At 61.3% G+C, this 25559-nt stretch carries 25 protein-coding genes; 11 read left to right on the top strand and 14 right to left on the bottom strand.

Annotated features, from left to right (window positions below; genetic code table 11):
• The first annotated feature begins 7 nt into the window (after positions 1 to 7).
• Positions 8 to 1795 carry a KinB sensor domain-containing domain gene (locus tag BLW22_RS30485; protein ID WP_065926863.1) on the top strand — a complete coding sequence of 596 codons (1788 nt, stop codon included), beginning with the start codon at positions 8 to 10 and terminating at the stop codon, positions 1793 to 1795.
• A gap of 8 nt (positions 1796 to 1803) precedes the next feature.
• Here BLW22_RS30485 and BLW22_RS30480 read toward each other — a convergent pair whose 3' ends face one another.
• The 6 genes from BLW22_RS30480 to BLW22_RS30455 all read right to left on the bottom strand — a co-directional run bounded on the left by BLW22_RS30480 (position 1804) and on the right by BLW22_RS30455 (position 7387).
• The gene (locus tag BLW22_RS30480) at positions 1804 to 2580 is read right to left on the bottom strand and encodes an N-acetylmuramoyl-L-alanine amidase (RefSeq protein WP_074848110.1); all 777 of its coding nucleotides are present in this window, start codon (positions 2578 to 2580) and stop codon (positions 1804 to 1806) included.
• A gap of 88 nt (positions 2581 to 2668) precedes the next feature.
• Positions 2669 to 4735, bottom strand: coding sequence for a GGDEF domain-containing protein (locus BLW22_RS30475; RefSeq protein WP_074848108.1), 2067 nt, complete (start codon positions 4733 to 4735; stop codon positions 2669 to 2671).
• Positions 4732 to 5610, bottom strand: a complete 879-nt coding sequence (locus BLW22_RS30470) for an endonuclease/exonuclease/phosphatase family protein (RefSeq protein WP_074848106.1) — start codon at positions 5608 to 5610, stop codon at positions 4732 to 4734. Before BLW22_RS30470 ends, BLW22_RS30475 begins: the two co-directional genes overlap by 4 nt.
• Positions 5611 to 5620: 10 nt before the next feature.
• Positions 5621 to 6256 (bottom strand): thiol:disulfide interchange protein DsbA, encoded by a 636-nt coding sequence (dsbA, locus tag BLW22_RS30465; protein WP_027608027.1) that lies wholly within the window; start codon positions 6254 to 6256, stop codon positions 5621 to 5623.
• A 168-nt stretch (positions 6257 to 6424) separates the two neighbouring features.
• Entirely contained in the window at positions 6425 to 7051 is a 627-nt protein-coding gene (locus BLW22_RS30460; RefSeq protein ID WP_065926859.1) for a c-type cytochrome, read from the bottom strand.
• Between the two features lie 33 nt (positions 7052 to 7084).
• A complete protein-coding gene (locus BLW22_RS30455) occupies positions 7085 to 7387 on the bottom strand; it encodes a c-type cytochrome (RefSeq protein WP_027608029.1) in 303 nt (100 codons plus the stop codon).
• A 192-nt stretch (positions 7388 to 7579) separates the two neighbouring features.
• Here BLW22_RS30455 and yihA point away from each other — a divergent pair, with 192 nt between their 5' ends.
• Complete coding sequence (gene yihA / locus BLW22_RS30450) at positions 7580 to 8221, top strand: ribosome biogenesis GTP-binding protein YihA/YsxC (protein WP_027608030.1); 642 nt, start codon at positions 7580 to 7582, stop codon at positions 8219 to 8221.
• A 269-nt stretch (positions 8222 to 8490) separates the two neighbouring features.
• Here yihA and polA read toward each other — a convergent pair whose 3' ends face one another.
• On the bottom strand, positions 8491 to 11274 hold the full coding sequence (gene polA / locus BLW22_RS30445) for a DNA polymerase I (RefSeq protein ID WP_065926858.1): 2784 nt from the start codon (positions 11272 to 11274) through the stop codon (positions 8491 to 8493).
• A gap of 74 nt (positions 11275 to 11348) precedes the next feature.
• Between polA and BLW22_RS30440 the strand changes: the two genes are divergently transcribed.
• Positions 11349 to 11639 carry a DUF2782 domain-containing protein gene (locus BLW22_RS30440; RefSeq protein ID WP_060756492.1) on the top strand — a complete coding sequence of 97 codons (291 nt, stop codon included), beginning with the start codon at positions 11349 to 11351 and terminating at the stop codon, positions 11637 to 11639.
• A 56-nt stretch (positions 11640 to 11695) separates the two neighbouring features.
• Entirely contained in the window at positions 11696 to 12649 is a 954-nt protein-coding gene (locus tag BLW22_RS30435) for a homoserine kinase (protein WP_074848104.1), read from the top strand.
• 129 nt (positions 12650 to 12778) lie between these two features.
• Here BLW22_RS30435 and BLW22_RS30430 read toward each other — a convergent pair whose 3' ends face one another.
• Positions 12779 to 13708 (bottom strand): zinc ABC transporter substrate-binding protein, encoded by a 930-nt coding sequence (locus BLW22_RS30430; RefSeq protein ID WP_065926856.1) that lies wholly within the window; start codon positions 13706 to 13708, stop codon positions 12779 to 12781.
• Between the two features lie 58 nt (positions 13709 to 13766).
• Here BLW22_RS30430 and zur point away from each other — a divergent pair, with 58 nt between their 5' ends.
• From zur to BLW22_RS30410, 4 genes are read left to right on the top strand one after another with little or no spacing between them, the layout of a single operon-like run.
• Positions 13767 to 14249, top strand: coding sequence for a zinc uptake transcriptional repressor Zur (zur, locus tag BLW22_RS30425; RefSeq protein WP_026136513.1), 483 nt, complete (start codon positions 13767 to 13769; stop codon positions 14247 to 14249).
• The gene (gene znuC / locus BLW22_RS30420) at positions 14249 to 15034 is read left to right on the top strand and encodes a zinc ABC transporter ATP-binding protein ZnuC (protein ID WP_065926855.1); all 786 of its coding nucleotides are present in this window, start codon (positions 14249 to 14251) and stop codon (positions 15032 to 15034) included. The genes zur and znuC overlap by 1 nt, the downstream gene beginning before the upstream one ends.
• The gene (znuB, locus tag BLW22_RS30415) at positions 15027 to 15815 is read left to right on the top strand and encodes a zinc ABC transporter permease subunit ZnuB (protein WP_027608036.1); all 789 of its coding nucleotides are present in this window, start codon (positions 15027 to 15029) and stop codon (positions 15813 to 15815) included. Before znuC ends, znuB begins: the two co-directional genes overlap by 8 nt.
• A gap of 37 nt (positions 15816 to 15852) precedes the next feature.
• Positions 15853 to 16572 carry a PA5502 family lipoprotein gene (locus BLW22_RS30410; RefSeq protein WP_065926854.1) on the top strand — a complete coding sequence of 240 codons (720 nt, stop codon included), beginning with the start codon at positions 15853 to 15855 and terminating at the stop codon, positions 16570 to 16572.
• Between the two features lie 65 nt (positions 16573 to 16637).
• On the opposite strand, the gene katE is transcribed toward BLW22_RS30410, so the two are convergent.
• Entirely contained in the window at positions 16638 to 18779 is a 2142-nt protein-coding gene (katE, locus tag BLW22_RS30405; RefSeq protein ID WP_074848103.1) for a catalase HPII, read from the bottom strand.
• Between the two features lie 265 nt (positions 18780 to 19044).
• On the opposite strand from katE, the gene BLW22_RS30400 reads away from it, so the two are divergent.
• From BLW22_RS30400 to BLW22_RS30390, 3 genes are read left to right on the top strand one after another with little or no spacing between them, the layout of a single operon-like run.
• Entirely contained in the window at positions 19045 to 20052 is a 1008-nt protein-coding gene (locus tag BLW22_RS30400) for a methionine ABC transporter ATP-binding protein (protein WP_065946464.1), read from the top strand.
• Positions 20052 to 20726: a methionine ABC transporter permease gene (locus tag BLW22_RS30395; protein ID WP_065926851.1), complete on the top strand. Its 675-nt coding sequence runs from the start codon at positions 20052 to 20054 to the stop codon at positions 20724 to 20726. Before BLW22_RS30400 ends, BLW22_RS30395 begins: the two co-directional genes overlap by 1 nt.
• 51 nt (positions 20727 to 20777) lie before the next feature.
• Positions 20778 to 21551, top strand: coding sequence for a MetQ/NlpA family ABC transporter substrate-binding protein (locus tag BLW22_RS30390; protein WP_065926850.1), 774 nt, complete (start codon positions 20778 to 20780; stop codon positions 21549 to 21551).
• An 83-nt stretch (positions 21552 to 21634) separates the two neighbouring features.
• Here the strand turns inward: BLW22_RS30390 and BLW22_RS30385 are convergent, their stop codons facing one another.
• Genes BLW22_RS30385 through BLW22_RS30365 form a run of 5 tightly spaced genes read right to left on the bottom strand, consistent with a single transcriptional unit; the run spans position 21635 to position 25558 of the window.
• Positions 21635 to 22270, bottom strand: coding sequence for an SCO family protein (locus BLW22_RS30385; protein WP_065926849.1), 636 nt, complete (start codon positions 22268 to 22270; stop codon positions 21635 to 21637).
• Positions 22267 to 23166 (bottom strand): heme o synthase, encoded by a 900-nt coding sequence (gene cyoE, locus BLW22_RS30380; protein ID WP_065926848.1) that lies wholly within the window; start codon positions 23164 to 23166, stop codon positions 22267 to 22269. Before cyoE ends, BLW22_RS30385 begins: the two co-directional genes overlap by 4 nt.
• The gene (locus tag BLW22_RS30375; protein ID WP_065946463.1) at positions 23154 to 24233 is read right to left on the bottom strand and encodes a COX15/CtaA family protein; all 1080 of its coding nucleotides are present in this window, start codon (positions 24231 to 24233) and stop codon (positions 23154 to 23156) included. The genes cyoE and BLW22_RS30375 overlap by 13 nt, the downstream gene beginning before the upstream one ends.
• A gap of 10 nt (positions 24234 to 24243) precedes the next feature.
• Positions 24244 to 24828 (bottom strand): hypothetical protein, encoded by a 585-nt coding sequence (locus BLW22_RS30370; protein ID WP_065946462.1) that lies wholly within the window; start codon positions 24826 to 24828, stop codon positions 24244 to 24246.
• Positions 24794 to 25558, bottom strand: coding sequence for an SURF1 family protein (locus BLW22_RS30365; RefSeq protein ID WP_065926845.1), 765 nt, complete (start codon positions 25556 to 25558; stop codon positions 24794 to 24796). The genes BLW22_RS30370 and BLW22_RS30365 overlap by 35 nt, the downstream gene beginning before the upstream one ends.
• Position 25559 lies beyond the last annotated feature (1 nt).

Below are 25559 nucleotides of genomic sequence, written 5' to 3'. Positions count from 1 at the left end.
GCACCCTATGAAGCTAGCGATGACACTGCGCACTCGATTGTTCCTGAGTATCTCAGCGCTGATCACCGTCGCCCTGCTGGGTCTGATCCTGGGTCTGGTCAGCGTCATGCAAATGGCCAAGACCCAGGAGTCCCTGATTCGCAGCAACTTCGTCACGCTGGACCTGGGGCTCAAACTGCGCCAAAGCCTGGGCGACCAATTGATCATGATGCTGGAACATCGCCCCGATCCGCAGGCATTGCAAAGCTCCAAGCAGCATTACTTCGACCTGCTGGACCAAGGCATCGCCCATGAGCAACGCGACGGCCATAACCACGGTTTCAGCCAGGCGCGAGCCCAATACCAGGACCTGCTGGACGCCTTCGAGCAATCCCAGCAGGCGTCGCCACCACCGGGCAGCAAGGAAAAACTCACCGAAACCTTCAATGTGCTGCGCAACGGGCTGATTGCCGAACATAAACAAGCCCTGGAAAACATCAGCGCCAGCGAGCATAAATCCCGCGGGCGCGCCTTGCTGATCGCCGGTTTGCTGGGGTTGGTGGGCCTTGCAGTGCTGATTATCGGATTTGTCACGGCCCATGGCATCGCCCGGCGATTTGGCGGCCCGATCGAAGCGCTGGCAAAAGCAGCCGACAAGATCGGCCAGGGCGATTTTGAAGTGACCCTACCGCTCTCTTCGGCAGCGGAAATGAACCTGTTGACCCGTCGCTTCGGCCTTATGGCCGAGGCGGTGCGCCAGCATCAGGCGACTAATGTTGACGAGTTGCTGGCCGGCCAGCAGCGCCTGCAAGCCGTGCTCGACAGCATCGACGACGGCCTGCTGATGATTGACCGCCAAGGCCGCCTGGAGCATCTCAACCCCGTTGCGCAACGCCAATTGGGCTGGGACGAGGAACGCCTGGGCCAAGGCCTTGGCGAAGCCCTGGTGCGCCCGGAGCTGGATGAACAACTGCAACTGGTGCTGCGCGGCGGCACTCTGGAGCGCGCGCCGGAGGACCTGGAAGTCGAAGTCGAAGGCGAACTGCGCCTGCTGACCTACAGCCTCACTCCCGTCAGCCATACCCAGGGACATATCCTTGGGGCGGTGATGGTGCTGCACGACGTCACCGAACAGCGCGCCTTCGAGCGGGTACGCAGCGAATTTGTCTTGCGCGCGTCCCATGAACTGCGCACGCCGGTGACCGGCATGCATATGGCGTTCGGCCTGTTCCGTGAACGCGCGAAGTTCCCGCCGGAATCCCGTGAAGCGGACCTGCTGGATACGGTCAATGAAGAAATGCAGCGCCTGATGCAGTTGATCAACGACCTGCTCAATTTCTCGCGCTACCAGAATGGCCTGCAGAAACTCACCTTGGGCCCCTGCGACGTGACCGATCTGCTCGAACACGCCCGCGCGCGCTTTGCGGAGCCCGCCAATGCGCAACACATAGAACTGCTGGTAGAAGTGCAATCCGATCTGCCACGGCTGTATGCCGACCAGGCGCAATTGGAACGGGTGCTCGACAACCTGCTGGGCAATGCCCTGCGTCATACCGCCGACGGTGGGCAAATTCGCCTGCAGGCGCGACGTCATGGCGAGCGGGTGATTATCAGCGTCGAAGACAACGGCGAAGGTATTGCTTATGGCCAGCAAGGGCGCATCTTCGAACCCTTCGTCCAGGTTGGCCGCAAGAAAGGCGGCGCCGGCCTGGGGCTGGCGCTGTGCAAGGAGATCGTGCAATTGCACGGCGGCCGCATGGGGGTGTATTCGCGGCCGGGGCAGGGCACCCAGTTCTATATGGCGCTGCCCTTGTAGGCGCCAGCTTAGCGCCGGTTCAGGGCACGCAGGATGGCAGCACTTTCGGCATCCGGCACGCCATCGAACCGGGATGGCCGGAAGCGCATCTGGAACGCCGTGATCACATGGCGCGTGGCGACATCCAACTCACCCGTCTGGGGTGTCGGGTAACCGAGGAGCGCCAATTCTTCCTGGAACCAAGTGATGCTCGGCAATTCAGCGGCGTACTGCACCTGGAAACGGGCGACGGCCTGGGCATCCGGCCACACACTCAGGCCCTCATCGGCCAGGCGCTTCCAGGGGAACAGCGGCCCCGGATCGAGCTTGCGCAGGGGTGCGATATCGCTATGGCCGATGATGTTCCTGGGATCGATGCCATTGCGCTTGCTGATGTCCTTGAGCAACACCACCAGCGACTTCACTTGGGCCTCGGAGTACGGGTACCACAGGCGGCCTGTAGGGGTGTCCTTGTAGCCAGGGTTTACGATTTCGATACCGATGGAGCTGGAGTTGAGCCAGGTACGCCCCATCCACTCGCTTTCTCCCGCATGCCAGGCCCGCTGGCTTTCATCCACCAGCTTGTAGATAGTGGCGCCGGCGTCGTCACCGATCAGGTAATGAGCGCTGACCTGGCCGTGGGTCAGCAGGGCGAGGGAACGCTCAAGATTGGTGGAGGTGTAGTGCACGACCACGAACTGCACGCGATTGTCGTGGTTCGCCGAAGGGTGGCGGGTGTCCAGGCGCGGGCCAGTGGCGCAGCCGGCGAGCAGGAGAAATACACAGGCGAAGTACAAGGATTTCATGGCGGAAGACAGTACGCTGAAGACGATAATGCAACAGTGTAACGTACCGTTTGTGGCCCGGCGGTCAAATTACACAATGGAACATCTTTTACGCCGCCTGCACCTGGTTACGCCCAGCGGCCTTGGCCCGATACAACGCTTCGTCCGCTCGCTTGAGCGCCAGCTCACTGCGCTCACCGGGCAGGAACTGCGCCACGCCCATGGACACGGTAATCGTCACCGGCTCGCCCTTGAAGTGGAATGGGCAGGCGGCAATCGCAGCACGTAGCACCTCACCCACCGCCAACGCATCCGAGAGGGATGAGTGGGGCATCAGCAACACAAACTCCTCACCGCCAAACCGCGCGATAAAGTCGCTGGTGCGCAGGCGCTTGCGCAGGACGTTGGCGATGATTTTCAGCACCTTGTCACCCGCCAGATGGCCGTAGCCATCGTTGATGCGCTTGAAGTGATCCAGGTCCAGCATCGCGAGCGACAGGCTATTGCCACGCTGGTGCCAGGCATTGACCTCATGATCCAGGCGCTCGCTCCAGGCCGCGCGGTTAGGCAAGCCGGTGAGCGGATCGATCAAGGCCTTCTGGCGTTGCACCTCCAGGTGCTCACGGTAGCCTTGGGCTTCCTGCTCCATATTGGCGACCCGCTCGGCCAGGCCTTTCAAGCGCGCTGCCACTTCCTGCTCGCGCTGGTCACGCTGTTGCTGGTGCTCGTCCATGGTGCCGAGTAAACCTTCCAGATGGCTTTCGAGCACCTGCTTGAGGCTGTCCAGGTCCGCCGCTTCCTGGACACTGCTTTGCAGGCCGTCGACCTGTTCGCGAATCTGCGTGTCCAACTCCCTCGCAGCGGAGCGGCTGTCGGCATGGCCGTCGCTGGCCACTTGCAAATGGCCCTGAAAGGCTTCGAGGCGCTCGTTGAGCTGTTTGAGGTATGCCTCGAACTCGTGCTGCCCGCTGTCGGTGATCGCCAGCATCAGCACCGCCAAGTCATCGAGGATCGGCAGCAATTCGTACCAATTCAACCCGTGGGCCAAGCGCTCACGCATGGCTTCGGCCTGGGGCCGATGGCGCTCGGGCAAGGCCAACTCCTCCAACAGGCCGATCAGGGTGTCTTCGATGTGCTTGGCCACGGAGCTGTACGACGGCTCCGGTGAATCCGGCAAGGAGTAGAGGCCATCCGATTGAAGTTCGTCGGGGTCCGGCTCTTCGGCCTCAAGCACTGGAGGGAGCGAGAGGCTGCCGATCACCGTCTCCTGCGGTGCCTCGACCACAGCCTGTGGCGGTTCGATAAAGGCGGCGAGGGCGCTTTCGGTGCTGGTTTCTTCCACCTGTGGCTCAGGCTTGCCGGGCACGACAGGTGCTGGAGAAACGTCGACAGGCGCAGCCAAGGCGCCGCTTTGAGCAGGCGCCTCGTACACAAACTTTTCACTGCTGGCATCAACCGCCTTGGCCGGCGCTGCGGGTTCAGGCTGCGCGGCAACCGGTTCCTGAGGCTGCGGCGCAAAGGCCCGCAAGGCTTGCGCCAGTTCCTCGGACTGTTCGGGCGCCTGGGGCTCGGCGACGGGCTTGGCGGCAACCGGCGCCGGTGACGGGCTGGAGACGGGCTCACTGGCCGCTGCCTCGCTCGACACGTCCTTGGCACCAAACAGGCGCTGCAATAAACCCGGCCCAGGGCGCACGGTTTCACCGTCCGGCTCCAGGTTATCCAGCGCCTGCCCTTGCAGACTGCTCAATTCGCTGAGTAACAGGGGAATCTCACGTGTCTGGCTGACGCGGCCATCCAACTGCTTGGCAAAGGTTTTCAGCGGACGGGCGACCTCACGGGGCAGCGGCAGCTTTTGCAACTGCGTGACCAGGGAGGTCAGTGCGGTGCTCATCTGGTCGATCCGGGTTTCGCGGCGCTGCTCCGAATCCAGTACCGCCTTTTCCAGGCGCGGCAGCAAGGCGGCGAGGGCAGCGTCCATGTCGTCGGTACGCACGACGTCGCGCATTTCCTTCATGCATTGGTCAACCGCGCGGTCGGTGCCTTCCGCCGCCAGCGTGCTGCGCACCAGCCCACGACGCAGCAGGTCGAGGCGGGCAGCCCAACGGCGTTCGAGCTTTTCTTGTTGCTCGATGCTTAACAGGTATTTTTCTTTCCAGCGCTGGGCGTCGTCGCTCATGCAAGGGGTCCGCGAGGGCCGGGGCTCAACGCGGGCAATGCATCAGCCGTGAGCGAACCCGGCAGACGAATCTCTACCGCGACTGGCAGGTGATCGGAGATGGGCTGCGCCAGTACCTGCACACTCTCAAGTGTGAGGCTCGGGCTGAGCAGGATATGGTCAAGACAGCGTTGCGGGCGCCAGCTGGGGAACGTGGCTTCGACTTGCGGCGCCAGTAGCCCGAGGTCACGCAACGGGGAATTCAGCAGGAGGTCGTTCGCATGGGTGTTCATGTCACCCATCAACACCTGATGCTTGTAGTTGCCAATCAGGTCGCGCACGTAGGCCAACTGCAGGTTGCGCGTACGCCCCCCGAGCGCCAGGTGCATCATCACCACCACCAAGGCCTCAGGCCCTTCGCCAAAACGCACGAGAATCGCCCCGCGCCCCTTGGGGCCCGGCAATGGGTGATCTTCGATGGAGGTGGGCTTCAAACGGCTGAGCACACCATTACTGTGCTGCGCCAGGCGCCCGAGGTTGCGATTGAGCTGCTGATACCAGTAGGGGAACGCCCCGAGGTGTGCCAGGTGTTCGACCTGATTGATATAGCCGGAACGCATGCTGCCGCCGTCGGCCTCCTGCAGGGCGACCAGGTCGAAATCATTCAACAGGTCGCCGATCTTCTGCAGGTTACGGGCCCGGCCGTTGTGGGGCAGCAAATGCTGCCAGCCACGGGTGAGGTAGTGCCGGTACTTCTCGGTGCTGTTGCCCACCTGGATATTGAAGCTGAGCAGGCGCAGGCGGTTGTCTGCCGGCAAACCTGTGGGCTCCAGGTGATGTGCGTTGACCTGCGGTTCACGCAGGCCAACCACACGTTCAGTACCCCAGCGGCGCATGAGGAGCCCCTTACTTGGCTGCGCGTTCTTTGGCGATCAACTGGTCGGCAACGTTGAGGGTCGCTTCAGGACCACCGGTAGTGCCCAGGTCGAAACGATACTTGCCGTTGACAATCATGGTCGGTACGCCTTGCACGCCGTACTTCTGCGCCAGCTCCTTGGCCTGTTTGATCTGGCCCTGGATGGCGAAGGAGTTGAAGGTGGCCAGGAACTTGTCCTTGTCGACGCCTTGGGTAGCAATGAAGTCAGCCATTTCGTCCGGCTTGGTCAGGCGCTTGCCTTGTTTCTGGATGGCGTCGAATACCGCGTTGTGGACCTTGTGCTCCACACCCATGGCTTCCAGGGTCAGGAACAGTTGGCCGTGGGCATCCCATGGGCCGCCGAACATGGCGGGGATGCGCTTGAAGTTCACGTCCTTGGGCAGCTTCTCGACCCAAGGGTTGATGACCGGCTCAAAAGCGTAGCAATGCGGGCAGCCGTACCAGAACAGCTCTACCACTTCGATCTTGCCCGGTACCGAAACCGGCACTGGGTTGGCCAATTCAACGTAGGTTTTACCGGCTTCAAGCGGCACGTCGGCAGCTTGTGCGGTCATGCCGAAGAGGCTGGCAGTGACGAGAGCGGCGCTGAGGATCAGATTACGCATGCTTTACTCCTGGACAAATAAAGTCGCCTCACGCGACCTTTGTTGTGACAGGTCTACGCGGGCATGAGTTCGTTAGTGTAACGGCAGCGGCCACAAAAAAGGGCGGCCTAAGCCACCCTTTTTATGCTTGCATCGATGGATTAATCGAGCGTTAACGTTGCGTGCACCTTAGTGCAGGCCCTGGATGTAGCTGGAGACCGCCGCAATGTCTTCATCACTCAGCTTGCGAGCGATGGTGCGCATGATTGCCGCGTCGCCATCATTGGCTCGCCCGGCCTCTTCCTTACGGAAATCGGTCAGCTGCTTGGCAATGTAGGTCGCGTGCTGGCCGCTCAGGTGCGGGAAGCCGGCGGCGGCTATGCCCGCGCCATTGGGCGAGTGGCAACCGGTGCAGGCAGGCAGGCCTTTATCCAGGTCACCGCCGCGGAACAGTTTCTCACCACGGGCCACCAGTTTCGGATCAGCAGCTCCCACACTGCCTTTCTGGCTGGCAAAATAAGCCGCGAGGTCTGCCAGGTCCTGGTCACTGAGGTTGGTCAGCAGGCCGGTCATTTCCAGGACCGTGCGCTTGCCATCCTTGATGTCGTGCATCTGCTTGGTCAGGTAACGCTCACCCTGGCCGGCCAATTTGGGGAAGTTCGGCGCCGGGCTGTTACCATCCGGCCCATGGCAGGCACCACATACGGCGGCTTTCGCTTGACCGGCAGTGGCATCACCTTTAAGGGGGCCCTCTGCGGCGACGGCAACACCGGTGATGCCCAAGGTCAACAGCAGACTCACGATCAGTTTGTTCATCAGCTAATCCAACTACGGCTAAGGGTTTAAGAGTTATCTACCGGGTTTACTCACCATCAACTCAATGATGGCCTGGTAATCCTCGGTACTGCAGTCCATGCACAAACCACGCGGCGGCATTGCCTTGAAACCCTGGGTCACGTGTTGCACCAGCGTGTCCATGCCCTGCGCCAGTCTTGGCGCCCAGGCTGCCTGGTCACCCCGTTTCGGGGCGTTCGGCAGTTGGCCGGCATGGCAAGCCACGCAAACTCGGTTGTACACCGCTTCCGGATCCTGTGTAGCCTGAGCGCCATACAGCGGAACCAGGGCACCGAAAGCGAGCAACCATCGGGTCATACATCGACCTTTTCAGGGTTTGAGAGCGTTTTGCGTTCTAATGCGCAATAAAGGTCTATCGCTCCCGTGAACTTCATCCTTCGCTGGGACAAAGCACACACAAAATCTGCGGCATTATATACTGGCGCTACTGAAACGGAAACGACACCGCTTGCCGCACCCTTTTTCGGCACCGCCCACATCGGAAATCTCATGCAACTCAAGAACCCCATCCTCGGCCTGTGCCAACAGTCCACCTTCATGCTCAGCGCCGCCAAAGTTGACCAATGCCCCGATGACGAAGGCTTTGAAGTCGCCTTTGCCGGTCGCTCCAACGCCGGTAAATCCAGCGCACTGAACACCCTGACCCACGCCAGCCTCGCACGCACCTCGAAAACCCCGGGCCGCACGCAGTTACTCAACTTCTTCAAGCTAGACGATGATCGGCGTCTGGTCGACCTGCCGGGCTATGGTTATGCAAAAGTACCTATCCCGCTGAAGCTGCACTGGCAGCGTCACCTGGAGGCTTACCTGGGTGGCCGGGAGAGCTTGAAGGGGTTGATCCTGATGATGGATATCCGTCATCCAATGACCGACTTCGACCTGCTGATGCTGGATTGGGCGGTCGCCAGCGGCATGCCGATGCATATCCTGCTGACCAAGGCCGACAAGCTTACCTACGGCGCCGCCAAGAACACCTTGCTCAAAGTGCAGTCCGAAATCCGCAAGGGTTGGGGTGACACAATCACCATCCAGCTGTTCTCGGCCCCCAAGCGCATGGGCCTGGAAGATGCCTATACCGTGCTGGCCGGCTGGATGGAATTGGCTGACAAAGGTGCGGAACTCGCCGAGTAACTTTTCTACGGGCAAAAAAAACCCCGGACTTCGTATGGGGAGGGGAAGTTCGGGGTTCAAGTACCGGACCGCTAGGGCGGGGTCCGGATATCTGCCAACACTTAACACAACATAGGAGCATTGAAGGGCTTCACCACCCATTCAGTAACTCTGAGTAGCAGTTCACAGGTTAAGTTCCGGCAGGTTCAAAAAACTATTGGAAATAACTGCAGCGGATTTCCGATCTAAAGCACTGCGCCACCACGCTCGGTGGTGGCGATGCCGCGAAATCAGTGCGCTTCGTCCCAGTTGTCGCCTACGCCAACGTCCACCACCAACGGCACATCCAACTGCGCGGCCGCGCTCATGTGCTCGCGAATCTTCTCGCTGACCTCGGCCACCAGATCCTCCCGCACTTCGAGCACCAGTTCATCGTGTACCTGCAGGATCACCTTGGCATCCAGGCCCGACGCGGTCAGCCAGTTATCCACCAGCACCATGGCCTTCTTGATGATATCCGCCGCCGTGCCCTGCATCGGCGCGTTGATCGCCGTGCGTTCTGCGGCCGCGCGCTCCTGGGGCTTGTTGGAGTTGATATCCGGCAAATACAGCCGACGTCCGAAGAAGGTTTCCACGTAGCCTTGATCGGCAGCCTGGGCGCGGGTGCGCTCCATGTACTCGCGAACGCCTGGGTAGCGGGCGAAGTACACATCGATGTAAGCCTTTGCGGTCTTGGTATCGACACCGATGTCCTTGCCGAGCTTCTGAGCCCCCATGCCGTAGATCAGGCCAAAGTTGATCGCCTTGGCACTGCGACGCTGATTGGAGGTGACCTCAGCCAATTCGACCTTGAACACCTCGGCCGCCGTGGCGGTATGCACATCCAGGTCGTTACGGAACGCATTCATCAGCCCCTCGTCCTTGGACAGGTGCGCCATGATCCGTAGTTCGATCTGCGAATAGTCCGCCGCCAGCAGTTTGTAGCCCTTGGGCGCGACAAACGCCTGGCGGATGCGCCGCCCTTCGGCGGTGCGCACCGGGATGTTCTGCAGGTTCGGGTCGCTGGAAGACAGCCGCCCGGTCGCCGCCACCGCCTGATGGTAAGAGGTGTGAACACGCCCGGTCCGCGGGTTGATCTGCTCCGGCAAGCGGTCGGTGTAAGTGCTTTTCAGCTTGCTCATGCTGCGGTACTGCATCAGTACCTTGGGCAGCGGATAGTCATCTTCGGCCAGCTTGGCCAGCACTTCCTCTGCCGTGGATGCCTGGCCCTTGCCCGTTTTTTTCAGCACCGGCAGGCCGAGTTTCTCGTAGAGAATCGCGCCGAGCTGCTTGGGCGAACCCAGGTTGAATGCTTCGCCGGCGATCTCGAACGCCTGGCGCTCCAGTTCGACCATCTTGTTGCCCAGCTCGATGCTCTGGACACCGAGCAGCTGCGCATCCACCAGCGCGCCCTGGCGTTCGATACGCGCAAGCACCGGCACCAGGGGTATTTCGATGTCCGTCAACACACTCGCCAGGCTCGGTATGGCGGTGAGCTGTGCGTGCAGTGCCTGATGCAGGCGCAGCGTCACGTCCGCATCCTCGGCGGCATAAGGGCCAGCCTGTTCGAGCGGGATCTGGTCGAACGTGAGCTGCTTGGCGCCTTTGCCGGCGATGTCCTGGAAACTGACGGTGTCGTAGTCCAGGTACTTCTTGGCCAGGCTGTCCATATCATGGCGGGTCGCAGTGGAATTCAACACGTAGGATTCAAGCATGGTGTCGAACGCGATACCGCGCACGCTGATGCCATTCGCCGGGTCGCCGCCGATGGCACAGTTGGCCAGGATATTCATATCGAACTTGGCGTGCTGGCCGACCTTGAGCTTGCTCGGGTCTTGCAATAATGGCTTCAAGGCCAGCAACACAGTGTCGCGATCCAGCTGCTGCGGCGCACCGATGTAGGAATGGGTCAGCGGGATGTAGGCGGCTTCATGGGGCTGCACGGCGAAGGAAACCCCCACCAGTTGCGCCTGCTGAGCGTCGATCCCGGTGGTTTCGGTGTCGAAAGCGAACAACTTCGCGTCGTTGAGCTTCTTCAGCCAGGCATCGAATGTGGCTTGGTCGAGGATCGTGGTGTAGGTCGTTTCTGCGGGTGCCGCGGGCGCGGCCTCAACAATGTCCTCGGCAACAGGCGCGGCCTTGAGCTCCACTCGCTTGGCATCGCGCTGAATCTCATCGAACCAGCTCTTGAACTCCAGCAGGGTGTAAAGCTCCAGCAACTTTTCGCGATCCGGTTCAATCAGGTGCAAATCGTCCAGACCCACGTCCAGCGGCACATCGATCTTGATCGTCGCCAACTGATAGGAGAGGAATGCCATCTCCTTATGCTCTTCCAGCTTCGCCGGCAGCGTCTTGGCACCGCGGATCGGCAGGGTCGGCACAATGTCCAACTGCTCATAAAGCTCTTTGAGGCCGCCGTTCACGCCCACCAGCAAGCCGGAAGCGGTCTTCGGACCAATGCCCGGAACGCCCGGGATGTTGTCGGACGAATCGCCCATCAACGCCAGATAGTCGATGATCTGCTCCGGAGCGACGCCAAATTTCTCCTTTACGCCTTCGATGTCCATCGAGCTACCGGTCATGGTGTTGACCAGGGTAATGTGCCCGTCGACCAACTGCGCCATGTCCTTATCGCCGGTGGAGATCACCACCGGACGGTCAGCGGCCGCACTGCTGCGGGCCAGGGTACCGATCACGTCATCGGCCTCGACGCCTTCGACGCACAGCAAAGGGAAGCCCAGGGCGATCACGCTCTGGTGCAGGGGCTCGATTTGCACGCGCATGTCATCGGGCATGCTTGGGCGGTTGGCCTTGTATTCGGCGTACATGTCATCGCGAAACGTCCCACCCTTGGCGTCGAACACTACCGCGAACGGGCTGTCCGGGTACTGCTTGCGCAGGCTTTTGAGCATGTTCAACACGCCCTTGACCGCACCGGTCGGCAGGCCTTTGGAAGTGGTCAGCGGTGGCAGCGCGTGGAACGCGCGGTACAGGTAAGACGAACCGTCCACCAGGACGAGGGGGGCTTGGCTCATGAGCAGGATCAACCTTTTCGGCGGGTCAGGCGCTAGAATAGCCGGACCAATGAAAACAAAGGGACAAGGTTATCATGCGTACATTCAATCGCCTGCTGTTGACCGGCCTGATTGCACTCGCTCCGATGGCTGCCATGGCGGCAGACAGCGCGCCTTCGGGTGATCCGGAAGTGACCATTCGCACGGAAGGCGACCGGACTATCCAGGAGTACCGTCAAAACGGTTTCCTGTATGCAATCAAGGTGACCGTAAAAGGCGCGCCTCCGTATTTCCTGGTACGCGCGGATGGAACCGACGCGAACTTCATCCGCTCTGACCAGCCGGATATGCTGATCCCGTCATGGAAGATCTTCGAATGGAAATGATTTCTTAACTTCAATTGGCGCCGCCCACTGCGGCGCCCGTACTGGCAGTTTTAACCATGTCTGTGTTCACCCCCCTGGCTCGGCCCGAGCTGGAAACCTTTCTCGCCCCCTACGGGCTCGGCCGCCTGCTTGACTTCCAGGGGATTGCCGCTGGTAGCGAAAACACCAATTTCTTTATCAGCCTGGAACAGGGCGAATTCGTCCTGACCCTGGTTGAGCGCGGCCCTGTCGCAGAGATGCCGTTCTTCATCGAACTGCTCGATGTGCTCCACGATGCCGACCTGCCGGTACCCTACGCCCTGCGCACCACGGACGGCGTCGCATTGCGCGAACTGAAAGGCAAACCGGCGCTGCTGCAACCGCGCCTGGCCGGCAAGCACATCAAGGACGCCAACTCACAGCATTGCGCCCAGGTCGGCGACCTGCTCGGCCATCTGCACCTGGCGACGCAAGGCGAGAAGGTGCTGGAGCGCAGGACCGATCGCGGCCTGGACTGGATGCTCAGCGAGGGTGCGCAGCTGATTTCGCACCTGGACGATGCACAGCAAAGCCTGCTGCAAGCAGTATTGACTGAAATCGAGGCCCATAAGGCCGAGATCCTCGCCCTGCCACGCGCCAACGTGCACGCCGACCTGTTCCGCGACAACGCGATGTTCGAAGGCACACACCTGACCGGCCTGATCGACTTCTACAACGCCTGCTCGGGCCCGATGCTGTACGACGTGGCAATCGCCCTGAATGACTGGTGTTCGGACGCCGATGGCGTAATTGATGGCCCGCGCGCCCGAGCGTTGCTGGGTGCCTACGCAGGCCTGCGGCCGTTCACGGCCAAGGAGGCCGAGCTATGGCCGACCATGCTGCGGGTGGCGTGCGTGCGGTTCTGGCTGTCGCGCCTGATCGCCGCTGAGTCCTTTGCCGGGCAGAATGTTCTCATTCACGATCCCGCCGAGTTCGAGCATCGGCTGGCGCAACGCCAAGACGTCACTGTCCACCTGCCGTTCGCCCTTTAACGGTTCAGGCGGGCAAAAAAATGTGGGAGGGGGCTTGCTCCCGATAGCGGTAGATCAGTCAACTTATGCACTGACTGGCACTCTGCTATCGGGAGCAAGCCCCCTCCCACATTTGATCTGCGCTGCGGCTTATAACGACTCCAGGCACCCTGCCAAGTCGTTCCCCAACTTCTCCAGCACCTGTTCGTAACCCTGGGCTGTGGCCGGGGTGTAGCCGCCCAGCGCATCCAATTCCGCCAGCTTCACCGGCAAACCTGCCACCAGGGTTTCGGCCAAACGTGGACGCAGCGGCGGTTCACTGAACACACAGGTCTTGCCCACTTCCTGCAAACGCGTACGCATCGCCGCCACATGCTGGGCGCCAGGCTGCACTTCGGCGGCAACGCTGAACACGCCGGTGTGCTTGAGCCCGTAGGCGTCTTCAAAGTAATCAAAGGCTTCGTGGAACACGAAGTAAGGTTTGTCACCGATGCTCGCCAGGCGTTTTTTCAGGCGCGCATCCAGTGCATCCAGGCGCTCGTCGAAAGCCTTGGCATTGCTCTGATAACGCGCGGCGTTCACGGGGTCCGCTGCACTGAGGTCAGCGGCCATACGCGCTGCGATCACCCGAGCGTTCACCGTGGACAGCCACAGGTGCGCATCCAGGCTCCCCGGGCGGTGATCATGGTCATGTTCGTCGGCATCGTCGGCGTGGGAATGGCTATCTTCGGCGAACCGACGCAATTTCATCCCCGGCAGGTCTTGAACTGCTACGGTCAGCGCGGTACGCCCCTTGAGCACGCGAGGCAGGAAGCCCTCCATGTCCGGCCCGATCCAATACAGCAGATCGACCGACTGCACGCGCCGTACGTCGGATGGGCGCAAGGCGAAGTTATGGGGCGATGCACCCGGCGGCAGCAATACCTCCGGAACCGCCACACCGTCCTGCACGGCAGCGGCAATCAACTGCAATGGCTTGATGCTCGTGAGCACCTTGACCTCGGCCTGAGCGGCGCCAGCGAGGAACAAACTGGTGACAAATACGACAAAAACGGGAAAAAGTCGGGACACGATGACCACTCAATGACGTAGGAACGGGTAACATAATAACGTCTCTATCAAATATCTGTCGCCGCTCATGCCTAAAACACCGCTTGCCAGCCGTCCACACGACCACTCTCACTGCGTGCATACCGCGCTGTCGGAGGCCGACACCCTGTGCGCACAGAAAGGCTTGCGCCTGACCGCCCTGCGTCGCCGGGTGCTGGAACTCGTCTGGCAGAGCCACAAGCCCCTGGGTGCCTACGACATCCTGGGTGTGCTCAGCGAGCAGGACGGCCGCCGGGCCGCGCCGCCGACCGTGTACCGCGCGCTGGATTTCCTGCTGGAAAACGGCCTGGTGCACCGCATTGCCTCGCTCAACGCCTTTGTCGGCTGCAACCACCCGGAGCACGCGCATCAGGGCCAGTTCCTGATCTGCCGCGAGTGCCACGCCGCCATCGAGCTTGAACAAAAAAGCATCAGCGATGCCATCATCAAGAGCTCCGCCGACGTAGGCTTCCGGGTCGAAGGGCAGACGGTCGAAGTGGTCGGCCTGTGCTCGGGCTGCCAGGGGGCTTGATGAGCAACGCGTTAATCCGCCTGGAGCAGGTCGGCGTCACGTTTGCCGGGCAGAACGTGCTGGATAACATCGCCTTGAGCGTCGAGCCGGGGCAGATCGTCACCCTGATCGGCCCCAATGGCGCCGGCAAGACCACCCTGGTGCGCGCCGTACTCGGCCTGCTCAAGCCCGACACCGGCAGCGTGTGGCGCAAGCCCAGGCTGCGCGTGGGCTACATGCCGCAAAAGCTGCATGTTGATCCGACCTTGCCCTTGTCTGTACTGCGGTTTTTGCGCCTGGTGCCCGGTGTGGACCGCGCCCGCGCGCAGGCCGCCCTCAAGGAAGTCGGTGCCGAGCAGGTCATCGACAGCCCGGTGCAAAGCATCTCCGGCGGCGAAATGCAGCGCGTGCTGCTGGCCCGTGCCCTGCTGCGCGAGCCCGAGTTGCTGGTGCTGGATGAACCCGTGCAGGGCGTCGACGTCGCCGGCCAGGCCGAGCTGTACAGCCTGATCACCCGCCTGCGCGACCGCCATGGCTGCGGCGTGCTGATGGTCTCCCATGATTTGCACCTGGTGATGAGCACCACCGACCAAGTGGTATGCCTCAACCGCCACGTGTGCTGCTCCGGCCACCCGGAACAAGTCAGCAGCGACCCGGCGTTCGTCGAACTGTTCGGCAAGAACGCCCAGAGCCTGGCGATCTATCACCACCATCACGATCACGCCCATGACCTGCATGGCGCTGTCGTTGACGATCCCGCGACGCCCCACACCCACGTTCATGGAGATAGCTGCAAGCATGGCTGATTTTCTGCTTTACGCCCTGCTGGCAGGCTTGGCTCTGGCGCTGGTGGCGGGCCCGCTGGGCTCGTTCGTGGTCTGGCGGCGCATGGCGTATTTTGGCGACACCTTGTCCCACGCCGCGCTGCTGGGCGTGGCCATGGGCTTCCTGCTGGATGTGAGCCCGACCATCGCCGTGACCGTGGGTTGCCTGCTGCTGGCGGTGCTGCTGGTGACCCTGCAACAGCGCCAGCCACTGGCCTCGGACACCCTGTTGGGCATCCTGGCGCCGAGCACGCTGTCCCTGGGCCTGGTGGTGCTGAGCTTTATGCATGAAGTGCGCATCGACCTGATGGCCTATCTGTTCGGCGACCTGCTGGCGATCAGCCCCACCGATCTTGCCTGGATTCTCGGCGGCAGCGCCGCAGTATTGGTGCTATTGGTCGCCCTGTGGCGCCCACTGCTGGCCATCACGGTGCATGAAGAACTGGCCAGGGTCGAAGGTTTGCCCGTACCAGCGTTGCGCATGGCCCTGATGCTGCTGATTGCCGTGGTGATCGCTGTCGCGATGAAGATTGTCGGCGTATTGTTGATCACATCGCTGTTGATCATTCCGGCCGCCGCCGCCCAGCGCCACGCCCGCTCGCCGGAGCAGATGGCAATCGGTGCCAGCCTGTTGGGGATGCTGGCAGTGTGCGGGGGCCTGGCGTTGTCATGGTTCAAGGACACACCGGCCGGACCGTCGATCGTAGTCACGGCGGCCGCCCTGTTTCTGCTGAGTTTTGTCCTGCCCCGTCGAGGGGTGTAGACTTGCTCGCTTTTTGCGCAAATAGAGAGTCGCAGGAATGAAGTTGTTCACCTCCCGTTATCTGCTCCTTGCCGCGTTTTCCCTGCTGCTGGGCGCCTGTCAAAGCACACCGCCCGCCGCCCCAGAGGCCCCGGATCCGCGTGCTGCGGCCATCGCGCAGCTGGAGCAAAACCTGGCCAGCAGTGAGCTGGCCACCGCCGAAGACCAACTGGCCGCGCTGCAGGCCCAGTCGCCCAATGACCCGACGCTGGAGCCCTACCAACGTCAATTGGCCGAGGCTTACCTGCAGCGCAGCCAGATTGTGCTGCAAAAAGGCGATGTAAACGCCGCCGCCACCGCCCTGAGCCGTGCCCGCGCGCTGATGCCCAAGGCGCCGGCGCTGACCGGTGGCGTCAACAGCGCCATCACCCACGCCCGTAAAGTCGAGCTGGATAAAGCCGAAGAGGCCCTCAAGGCCGCCGAAGCCAAGCCCGCTGCCAAGGTCATCGACCCGGCCGCGCCAAGCACCACCGTGGCGCTGAACCTTACTGATATTGAAGCGCTGCGCCATCAACTGGATGCGATTGCCACCGACGTGGTGAATTACCAGTGCGATGTGACGATCCAGGCGCCGCGCACCCAGGATTACCCGTGGCTGGCCACGTTGCTGACCAAACGGGTGAAGCGTATTGATTCAGGGTATGACCTGAAGATTCACCGGCAGATTCTGAAACATATTCCGGCGCAGGTTGTGCTGATCCCGCGCAAGGCGGAATAAAGCATCGGGGCGGTGCGACGATTCGACTTGCCCCCCCGATGGCGATCTAACAAACAACCAAAAAATCAGGCCGGAATCGCCTTAGCCTTCGGCTCACGATCCCAAACCCGATGCTGTGCAATCGCGGCAAAAAACGCCTTGAACGCTTTCGCATCCGAACCCACGATCAACCCCGCATCCGTCTCCAGCTTCAGCAGATCCAGCAGTGGCTTCACGTCACTGGCAACCGCAATCGCCTTCAGGTGTTTGTAGGCTTCCAGAACGTAATGCAATGCCACACCATCACCGCTCAGTGCTTTAACCGACTCTTTTCCGCCTGGAATAAATACGGCGTCAAACGCAATCGACGGCATGCCTTCCATCGACGCATCCACCGGCAGGCGCTTGCCATCCGCCGTCTTCACCGGCGCCGAGGTCGGCCCCAGCAACTTGGCATGGGCACCTTCTGCAGCCAGTGCTTTTTTCAGCGCATCGATTGCCGCGCCATCCACACCGTCAGCCGCGAGAATCGCGACTTTGCGCGTCTTGATATCGCCGGACAGCAGGTTCACCTGGCTCAATGCCGGCGACTCTTTCAGCGAAGACTCACGCGGCGCTACCGTGCCTTTGGTCGGCGCCGGCAGACCAAGGTTCTGCGCCACGCGCTTGGCCAGTTCCAGATCGATATTGGCCAGAATCTCGTTGACCTGACGCGCGCGGATAAACTCGCGCTCCACCTTGCCCAACTCGAAGCTGTAGGCCGCTATGATGTGCTCTTTCTCGTGGTGGCTCATGCTGTGGAAAAACAGCGCAGCCTGGGAAAAGTGGTCGCCAAACGACTCACTGCGCTCACGCACCTTATTGGCATCGACGCGCTCGTAATAGGTTTCGAAACCGCCTTCCTGGGCAGCCGGCGGCGTTTCTTTCGGCCAACCACCATCGATCGAATTCGGCTCGTACGCGGCTCGGCCCTTGTCGATCACGGTGCGGTGCTGGGCGTCGCGCTGGCCATTGTGGAAAGGCACTACAGGCCGGTTGATCGGCAGCTCATGGAAGTTCGGACCGCCGAGACGGCTGATCTGCGTATCCGTGTAGGAAAACAGACGACCTTGCAGCAACGGGTCGTTGGTGAAGTCGATACCCGGCACGATGTGGCCCGGGCAAAACGCGACCTGCTCGACTTCGGCAAAGAAGTTATCCGGGTTACGGTTCAGCACCATCTTGCCCAGCGGCGTGATCGGCACCAGTTCCTCGGGGATGATCTTGGTCGGATCGAGCAGGTCAAAGTCGAACTTATGCTCGTCTTCTTCCGCAACGATCTGCACACCCAGCTCCCACTCAGGGTAATCGCCGCTTTCAATCGCTTCCCACAGGTCACGGCGGTGGTAATCGGTATCTTTACCGGCAAGCTTTTGCGCTTCGTCCCACACCAGGGAACAGGTGCCGACCTTCGGGTGCCAGTGGAACTTCACAAAGCTGGACTTACCTTCGGTATTGATCAAGCGGAAGGTGTGAATGCCAAACCCCTGCATGGCACGCAGGCTTTTTGGAATGGCGCGGTCAGACATCGCCCAGATCACCATGTGCGCCGACTCCGGCTGCAACGAAACAAAATCCCAGAACGTATCGTGGGCCGAGCCGCCGGTAGGAATTTCGTTGTGTGGCTCAGGTTTTACCGCATGCACGAAGTCGGGAAACTTGATCGCATCCTGAATGAAAAACACCGGCATGTTGTTGCCGACCAGGTCGAAGTTGCCCTCGTCGGTGAAGAACTTCACCGCGAAACCGCGCACGTCACGCACCGTATCGCCCGAGCCACGCGGGCCCTGCACGGTGGAGAAACGCACGAACACCGGGGTTTTATGCTCGGGGTTACGCAGGAAACCTGCCTTGCTCAGCGCGGAATGGTTTTCATAGGTCTGGAAATAGCCATGGGCGCCGGTGCCCCGGGCATGCACGATGCGCTCGGGGATACGCTCATGGTCAAAGTGCGTGATTTTTTCACGCATGATGAAGTCTTCCAGCAGCGAGGGGCCGCGGGCACCGACTTTCAATGTGTTCTGGTTGTCGGAGATCTTCACGCCTTGGTTGGTACGCAGGGCCTGGCCGGTCGCATCGGAACGGAATTCCTCCAGGGCTTGCAGCTTGGCGTTGGTGTTGCCACGGTCCAGGGTGTCGGTGCCTGCAAGTTCACTCTTCGACGGGGTGGCTGGCTTCTTGGTACTCATCAGTCAAAACTCCTTATTCAAAGTGGCCAGAGCGGTCCCCGGCTCGTTTGAGCAAAACCCCAGGCACGGCACCTGGGAAATCGAGTTGCTTAAGTAGTGACTGACACGGTTTTCTGCCGTTCCTTTTTTATGACCTTTGATCGCGTTATTGCCAAATCACTGGTTGAATGCGAAATAAATGCTAAGAAACGCTATACGGACAGGCTAAAATGCGCGCCCGGCTAACCGCTGATCCCTTTTCAATGCGCCCCACAAGGTTCGCTACGTGATCGAGTTTCAAAACGTCCATAAAACCTACCGCGTCGCCGGTAAGGATATTCCCGCGCTGTACCCCACCAGCCTGCGCGTCGAAAACGGCCAGGTGTTTGGCCTGATCGGCCACTCGGGTGCAGGTAAAAGCACGCTGCTGCGCCTGATCAACCGCCTGGAAGAGCCCAGCGGCGGCCAGATCACGGTGGACGGCGAAGAAGTCACCGCCCTGGACGCCAACGGCCTGCGCCGTTTCCGCCAGCAGGTCGGGATGATCTTCCAGCACTTCAACCTGCTGGCGTCCAAGACCGTTGCCGACAATGTGGCCTTGCCACTGACCCTGGCCGGCGAATTGTCGCGCAAGGACATCGACCAACGTGTCGCCGAGCTACTTGCCCGCGTCGGCCTGTCGGACCACGCCGGGAAGTACCCGGCGCAGTTGTCCGGTGGCCAGAAGCAGCGCGTCGGCATTGCCCGCGCCCTGGCGACCAAGCCGAAAATCCTGCTATGCGACGAGGCCACCAGCGCCCTCGACCCGCAGACCACCGCCTCGGTCCTGCAATTGCTGGCCGAGATCAATCGCGAGTTGAAACTGACCATCGTGCTGATCACCCATGAAATGGATGTGATCCGCCGCGTGTGTGACCAGGTAGCCGTGATGGACGCCGGCGTGATCGTCGAGCAAGGCTCGGTGGCCGACGTGTTCCTGCACCCCAAGCACCCGACCACCAAGCGTTTTGTGCAGGAAGCCGAGCAGGTCGATGAAGGCGAGCAGCGTGATGACTTCGCCCATGTACCGGGTCGCATCGTACGGCTGACGTTCCAGGGTGAAGCGACCTACGCGCCATTGCTGGGTACCGTCGCCCGCGAAACGGGGGTGGACTACAGCATCCTCGCCGGCCGCATCGACCGCATCAAAGACATCCCCTACGGGCAACTGACCCTTGCGGTCACCGGCGGTGACATGGAAGCGGCCTTTGCCCGCTTTACCGCCGCAGACGTCCACATGGAGGTGCTGCGCTGATGGACGTTTTCTTGAGTTTCTTCGCCAATATCGACTGGTCCGAAATCTGGCTCGCCACCGGCGACACCATGATCATGCTGTTCGGTTCGCTGTTTTTCACCGTGGTATTGGGCCTGCCTTTAGGCGTGCTGCTGTTCCTGACCAGCCCACGCCAGCTGTTCGAGCAAAAAGGCCTGTACGCGCTGCTGTCGCTGGTCGTGAACATCCTGCGCTCGCTGCCGTTCATCATCCTGCTGATCGTGATGATCCCGTTCACCGTGCTGATCACCGGTACCTCCCTGGGCGTAGCGGGCGCGATCCCGCCGCTGGTCGTAGGGGCCACGCCATTCTTCGCGCGCCTGGTGGAAACCGCCTTGCGTGAAGTGGACCGCGGCATCATCGAGGCCACCCAGTCCATGGGGGCCAGCACCCGCCAGATCATCATCAACGCGCTGCTGCCCGAGGCACGCCCCGGCATCTTCGCGGCGATAACGGTGACGGCGATTACCCTGGTGTCCTACACGGCCATGGCCGGTGTCGTCGGTGCCGGAGGCCTGGGTGACCTGGCGATCCGTTTCGGTTACCAGCGCTTCCAGACCGATGTGATGGTGGTCACCGTGGTAATGCTGTTGATCCTGGTGCAAATTCTGCAAACCGTCGGCGACAAGCTGGTGGTGCACTTTTCTCGAAAATAACGGCCATTGCCGGTCAAAAGCCGGCACATGCCCGAACAAGGAGCTTGTTGGATGAAAAAACTACTGGTTGCTTTCGCCGCCGTTGCCGCGTTTTCCGCCCACGCCGCCGAGACCCTGAAAGTCGCTGCCTCGCCGGTGCCCCACGCGGAAATCCTGGAATTCGTGAAACCTGCCCTCGCCAAAGAAGGCGTGGACCTGCAAGTCAAAGTCTTCACCGATTACGTACAGCCCAACGTCCAGGTAGCGGAAAAGCGCCTGGACGCGAACTTCTTCCAGCACCAGCCATACCTGGATGAATTCAACAAAGCCAAAGGCACTCACCTGGTGAGCGTCGGCGCTGTGCACCTGGAGCCCCTGGGCGCTTACTCCAGCAAGTACAAAAAACTGGAAGACCTGCCTGACGGCGCCAACGTGGTGATCCCGAACGACGCCACCAACGGTGGCCGCGCGCTGTTGCTGCTGGCCAAGCACAACCTGATCACCCTGAAGGACCCGACCAACATCCTGTCGACCATCAAGGACATCACCGAAAACCCGAAAAACCTGAAATTCCGCGAACTCGAAGCCGCCACCCTGCCGCGCGTGCTGACCCAGGTCGACCTGGCGCTGATCAACACCAACTATGCGCTGGAAGCCAAGCTGGACCCGTCCAAGGACGCCCTGGTGATCGAAGGCAATGACTCGCCTTACGTGAACATCCTCGTGAGCCGCGAAGACAACCAGGATTCGGACGCGATGAAGAAGCTGATTGCAGCCCTGCACACCCCTGAGGTGAAGCAATTCATCCAAGAGAAGTACAAAGGCGCGATCCTGCCGGCGTTCTGATCCGACTCGGTCTCCAACACGCTGGAGATCAAAAAATGTGGGAGGGGGCTTACCCCCTCCCACATGTGTTGTGTATTGCCTTGTTACTTGCGCTGCAACAGCCCTGGCAGTTGCGCCACCAGCTTCTGGTTGTTCAACGGCGCACGGATAAAGCCGCGCTGGGTACCATCCGGACCGATCAGCGCCAGGTTGCCGCTGTGGTCGACGGTGTAGTTGGGCTTGCTGGTGTCTGCCGGGATGAACGGGATGCTCACGGCATTCGAGACCTTCTGCACATCCTCCACGTTCGCGCCGGCGAGGCCTTCGAATTGCGGGTCGAAGTAGCCCAGGTACTGCTTGAGCTGGGTCGGGGTGTCGCGGTTCGGGTCGACGCTGACCAGGATTACCTGCAACTTATCCACAGCCTCCTTAGGCAACTCGCTCTTGATCTGGCGCAGTTGGGCGAGGGTGGTCGGGCAGATGTCGGGGCAGAAGGTGTAGCCGAAGAACAGCAGGCTCCACTTGCCTTTCAACTCGTTGACCCGCACCGGCTGGCCGTCCTGGTTGGTCATGCTGACCGGCGGCAGCTGGCGGCTTTGCGGCAGCAGGATGATGCCGGCGTCGATCAACGCGGTAGGGTCGCCCTGGCCCTTGCCCGAGAGCACTTTGTTAACGGTCAGGCCCATGATCAACGCGACGATGGCCACCAGGATAAAGACGGTTTTTTGAGTTCGAGTCATAGGTTCAACAGTAAGTAGTGGTCTACGAGCAGGGCGATAAACAGCAGGAACAGGTACCAGATAGAGTACTTGAAGGTGTTGATCGCCGCGTGCGGCTGAGCGCCACGGTACAGCACCCAGGCCCATTGCAGAAAGCGTCCGCCCAAAACCAGCGCACAGGCCAGGTAGAGCGGGCCGCTCATGTGGATCACATAGGGCATCAGGCTCACCGCCAACAGGGCGAAGGTATAGAGCAGGATATGCACCTTGGTGTAGTGCTCGCCGTGAGTGACGGGCAGCATCGGGATATCGGCCTTGGCGTATTCCTCCTTGCGGTGAATGGCCAGGGCCCAGAAGTGCGGCGGGGTCCAGGCGAAGATGATCAGCACCAGCAACAAGGGTTCGGCGCTGACATGGCCGGTGACGGCAACCCAGCCCAACAGCGGTGGCGCGGCACCGGCCAGGCCTCCGATGACAATATTTTGCGGCGTCGCACGCTTGAGAAAACCGGTGTAGACCACCGCGTAACCGAGCAGCGAAGCCAGCGTCAGCCATGCCGCCAGGGGATTGGTGAACGCCAGCAACAAGGCCAATCCTGCAACGGCTAGAAACAAAGCAAAGGCCAGCGCCGCCACCGGCGACACACGCCCCTCCGCCAACGGTCGCTTATGGGTGCGGGCCATCACCGCATCAATCCGCCGGTCCACCACATGGTTCACCGCCGCCGCGCCACCGGCACACAGGGCTATCCCCAGGTTGCCGAAAACCAGCACCGCCCACGGCACACCGGCGCGGGTGGCGAGGAACATGCCGACCAGGGAGGTGATGAGCATCAGCACCACCACTTTCGGCTTGGTCAGCTCCAGGTAGTCGCGCCAGATCGCCTGGCTGTGGCGCGCGCCGATCAAGGTCGCCATGGCATCTCTCCTTTAAGGGTGATGAGGCCCGATACGTGTTTGCGCGGGCTGAAGCGCCAGCCGAAGGGCAACTGGTGACGCACCCGGACCAGACTGGTGCGGGCGTGGTAATTGACCAGCACCAGGGTCAATAACAACGCTGCACCGCCGGCGTTATGGCCGACCGCAACCGGCAGCGGCAGGTGGAAATACACGTTGCTCAGGCCCAGGCTGATTTGTGCCGCCAGGGCAATCAACAGCAGGCCCGCGAGCCGCGTCATACCCACCGCACGCAGCTGCCAGGCCAGCCCCGCAAGCACCAGGGTGACCAGCACTGCACCGATGCGGTGGGTCAGGTGGATAGCGGTGCGCGCGTCGCTGTCGAGCTGGCCGCCCAGGTAATTGGGGCCGATGTGCTGGGTCAGGTGAAAGCCGTTGGCAAAGTCCGCCGCAGGCCACCACTGGCCATGGCAGGTGGGCAAATCGATGCAGGCCACCGCTGCATAGTTGGAACTGACCCAGCCGCCCAAGGCGATCTGGCCGATCACCAGCACCAGACCCGCCGTGGCCCAATATTGCAGGCGCCTGGGCACGATCAACGCGGGCAACACCCCAGACAAGCGCAGGGTCAGCAGGAACAACAGGCTCAAGGTCGCAAAGCCGCCCAACAAGTGCCCCGTCACCACCTGGGGCCACAGCTTCAAGGTCACCGTCCACATGCCAAACGCCGCCTGGGCGAACACCACTATCAACAGAAACAACGGCAGTTTCACTGGCTGGCCCGGATCACGCCGATGGCTCCACGAACGCGCCGCCAACAGCACAATCAACAGGCCCAGGGTGCCGGCGAAGTAGCGATGGGTCATCTCCGCCCAGCCCTTGTCAGCCTCCACGGGCGTATCGGGAAAATGCAATTCGGCATGGGCCAGCTGGGCCTCGCTTTGCGGCACGCTGATAAAGCCGTAGCAGCCCGGCCAGTCCGGGCAACCGAGGCCGGCGTGGGTCAGGCGGGTGTAGGCGCCGAGCAGCACGACGATCAGCGCCAGCAGGGTGGCAAACAACGCGAGGCGAAATCCAGGTTTGGCCATGACGATGCCCTTATCCGATGTTCGACAGTTTCAACAGGTGGCGCAGGTCATTGAGCAAGTCCTTGCCCTTGACCTTGGCGTCGTAGCGCAGCACCAGGTTGCCGTGGGGGTCGACGATCCACAGTTGCGCAGCGCCCGGCGCGGCGGCGTTTTTGGTGAAGGTCGAGAGATCCAGTGAGTAGCGCTGCAATTGCGGGTATTCGGCCTTGAGCTTGGTGTCATAGTCGGCAGCGACCGGTTGCGCACTGGCCAAGGCATGGCTGGCGCGTGAAGCGTCGCGCCCCAGGCCGATCTGCAACTGGCGCGCGAGGTACACCAGTTGCTGGCAATCGGCGGCGCAGGCGCCAGGCGCGGTGACCAGCAACTGCCAGCGCTGTTCATCGGCCTGCACGCCAATATCGGCGCGGGTCTGACCGTTACCGATCATTTCTCCGTGGTAGCTGCGACTGTCCGGCACCCAGAACTGCAGTTTGTACATGAAGGTGGCCAGCACCATCGGACCGATCACCATCAGCAGGATCAGCATCAGCTGCCAGCGGCCTTTGCGCCGATCAGGCACCTCAGACATGTTGAGTGGATTCGTGGCCGTTCCCATGGGGCTTCTCCTTTGTGGTGTGCCATCCGAGGTAGAGGTAAAGAGCCAGTAGCGCCAGGGACATGGCGAACCACTGCACCGCGTAGGCCAAGTGTTTTTCCGGCCCCATCGCAACGATGGGCCAGGTGGTTTCGTACGTGCCGGGGCCGGCTTCGGTGCGCAGCTCATAGGCAAAACCGTTGCGGCCCAGCTCAGCCCACAGCGCGGCGGGGTGCAACGCGGTCAACAGGCGCGGCCATTGCGCGGTCGTGGGGTCCGCATGCAGCTGGAAGGTTTCGCCGGGCGCGACATACACCCAGGCGTCGAGATTTAAAGGCTGATCCGGGGTGGTGAAGACGGGCGGGGTGCGCCGATCCGGCCACGGCAACCAGCCCCGATTGAGCAATAACCACAGGCCGCTGGCCTGGTCATGAAAGGGTTGCAGCAACTCGACACCTGCCTTGCCGTCGCGCATGCGGTTATCCAGCAATACGCTGTGCTCGGCATCGAATTGCCCGCGCAGATGCACGCGGCGAAAGGCCGGGTCCGCCATATCCCCGAGTTGCACACTGCTGATCGGCTCAGCGGCGCGGCGTTCGGCATAGCTGTCCACCAGCAACTGCTTCTCATGGCCGCGCGACAGCTGCCAGACGCCCAAGCCCACCATCAAAGGCAGCAGAATCATCACCACCACAGTCGGTGCGATACCTGGACGAAAGCGTTTCATGGCGCTGGCTATACTTGTTTTCATT

It is taken from the genome of Pseudomonas marginalis (genome assembly GCF_900105325.1).
Taxonomy (GTDB): Bacteria; Pseudomonadota; Gammaproteobacteria; order Pseudomonadales; family Pseudomonadaceae; genus Aquipseudomonas; species Aquipseudomonas marginalis.
This window is presented reverse-complemented; position numbering and strand designations above follow the sequence as displayed.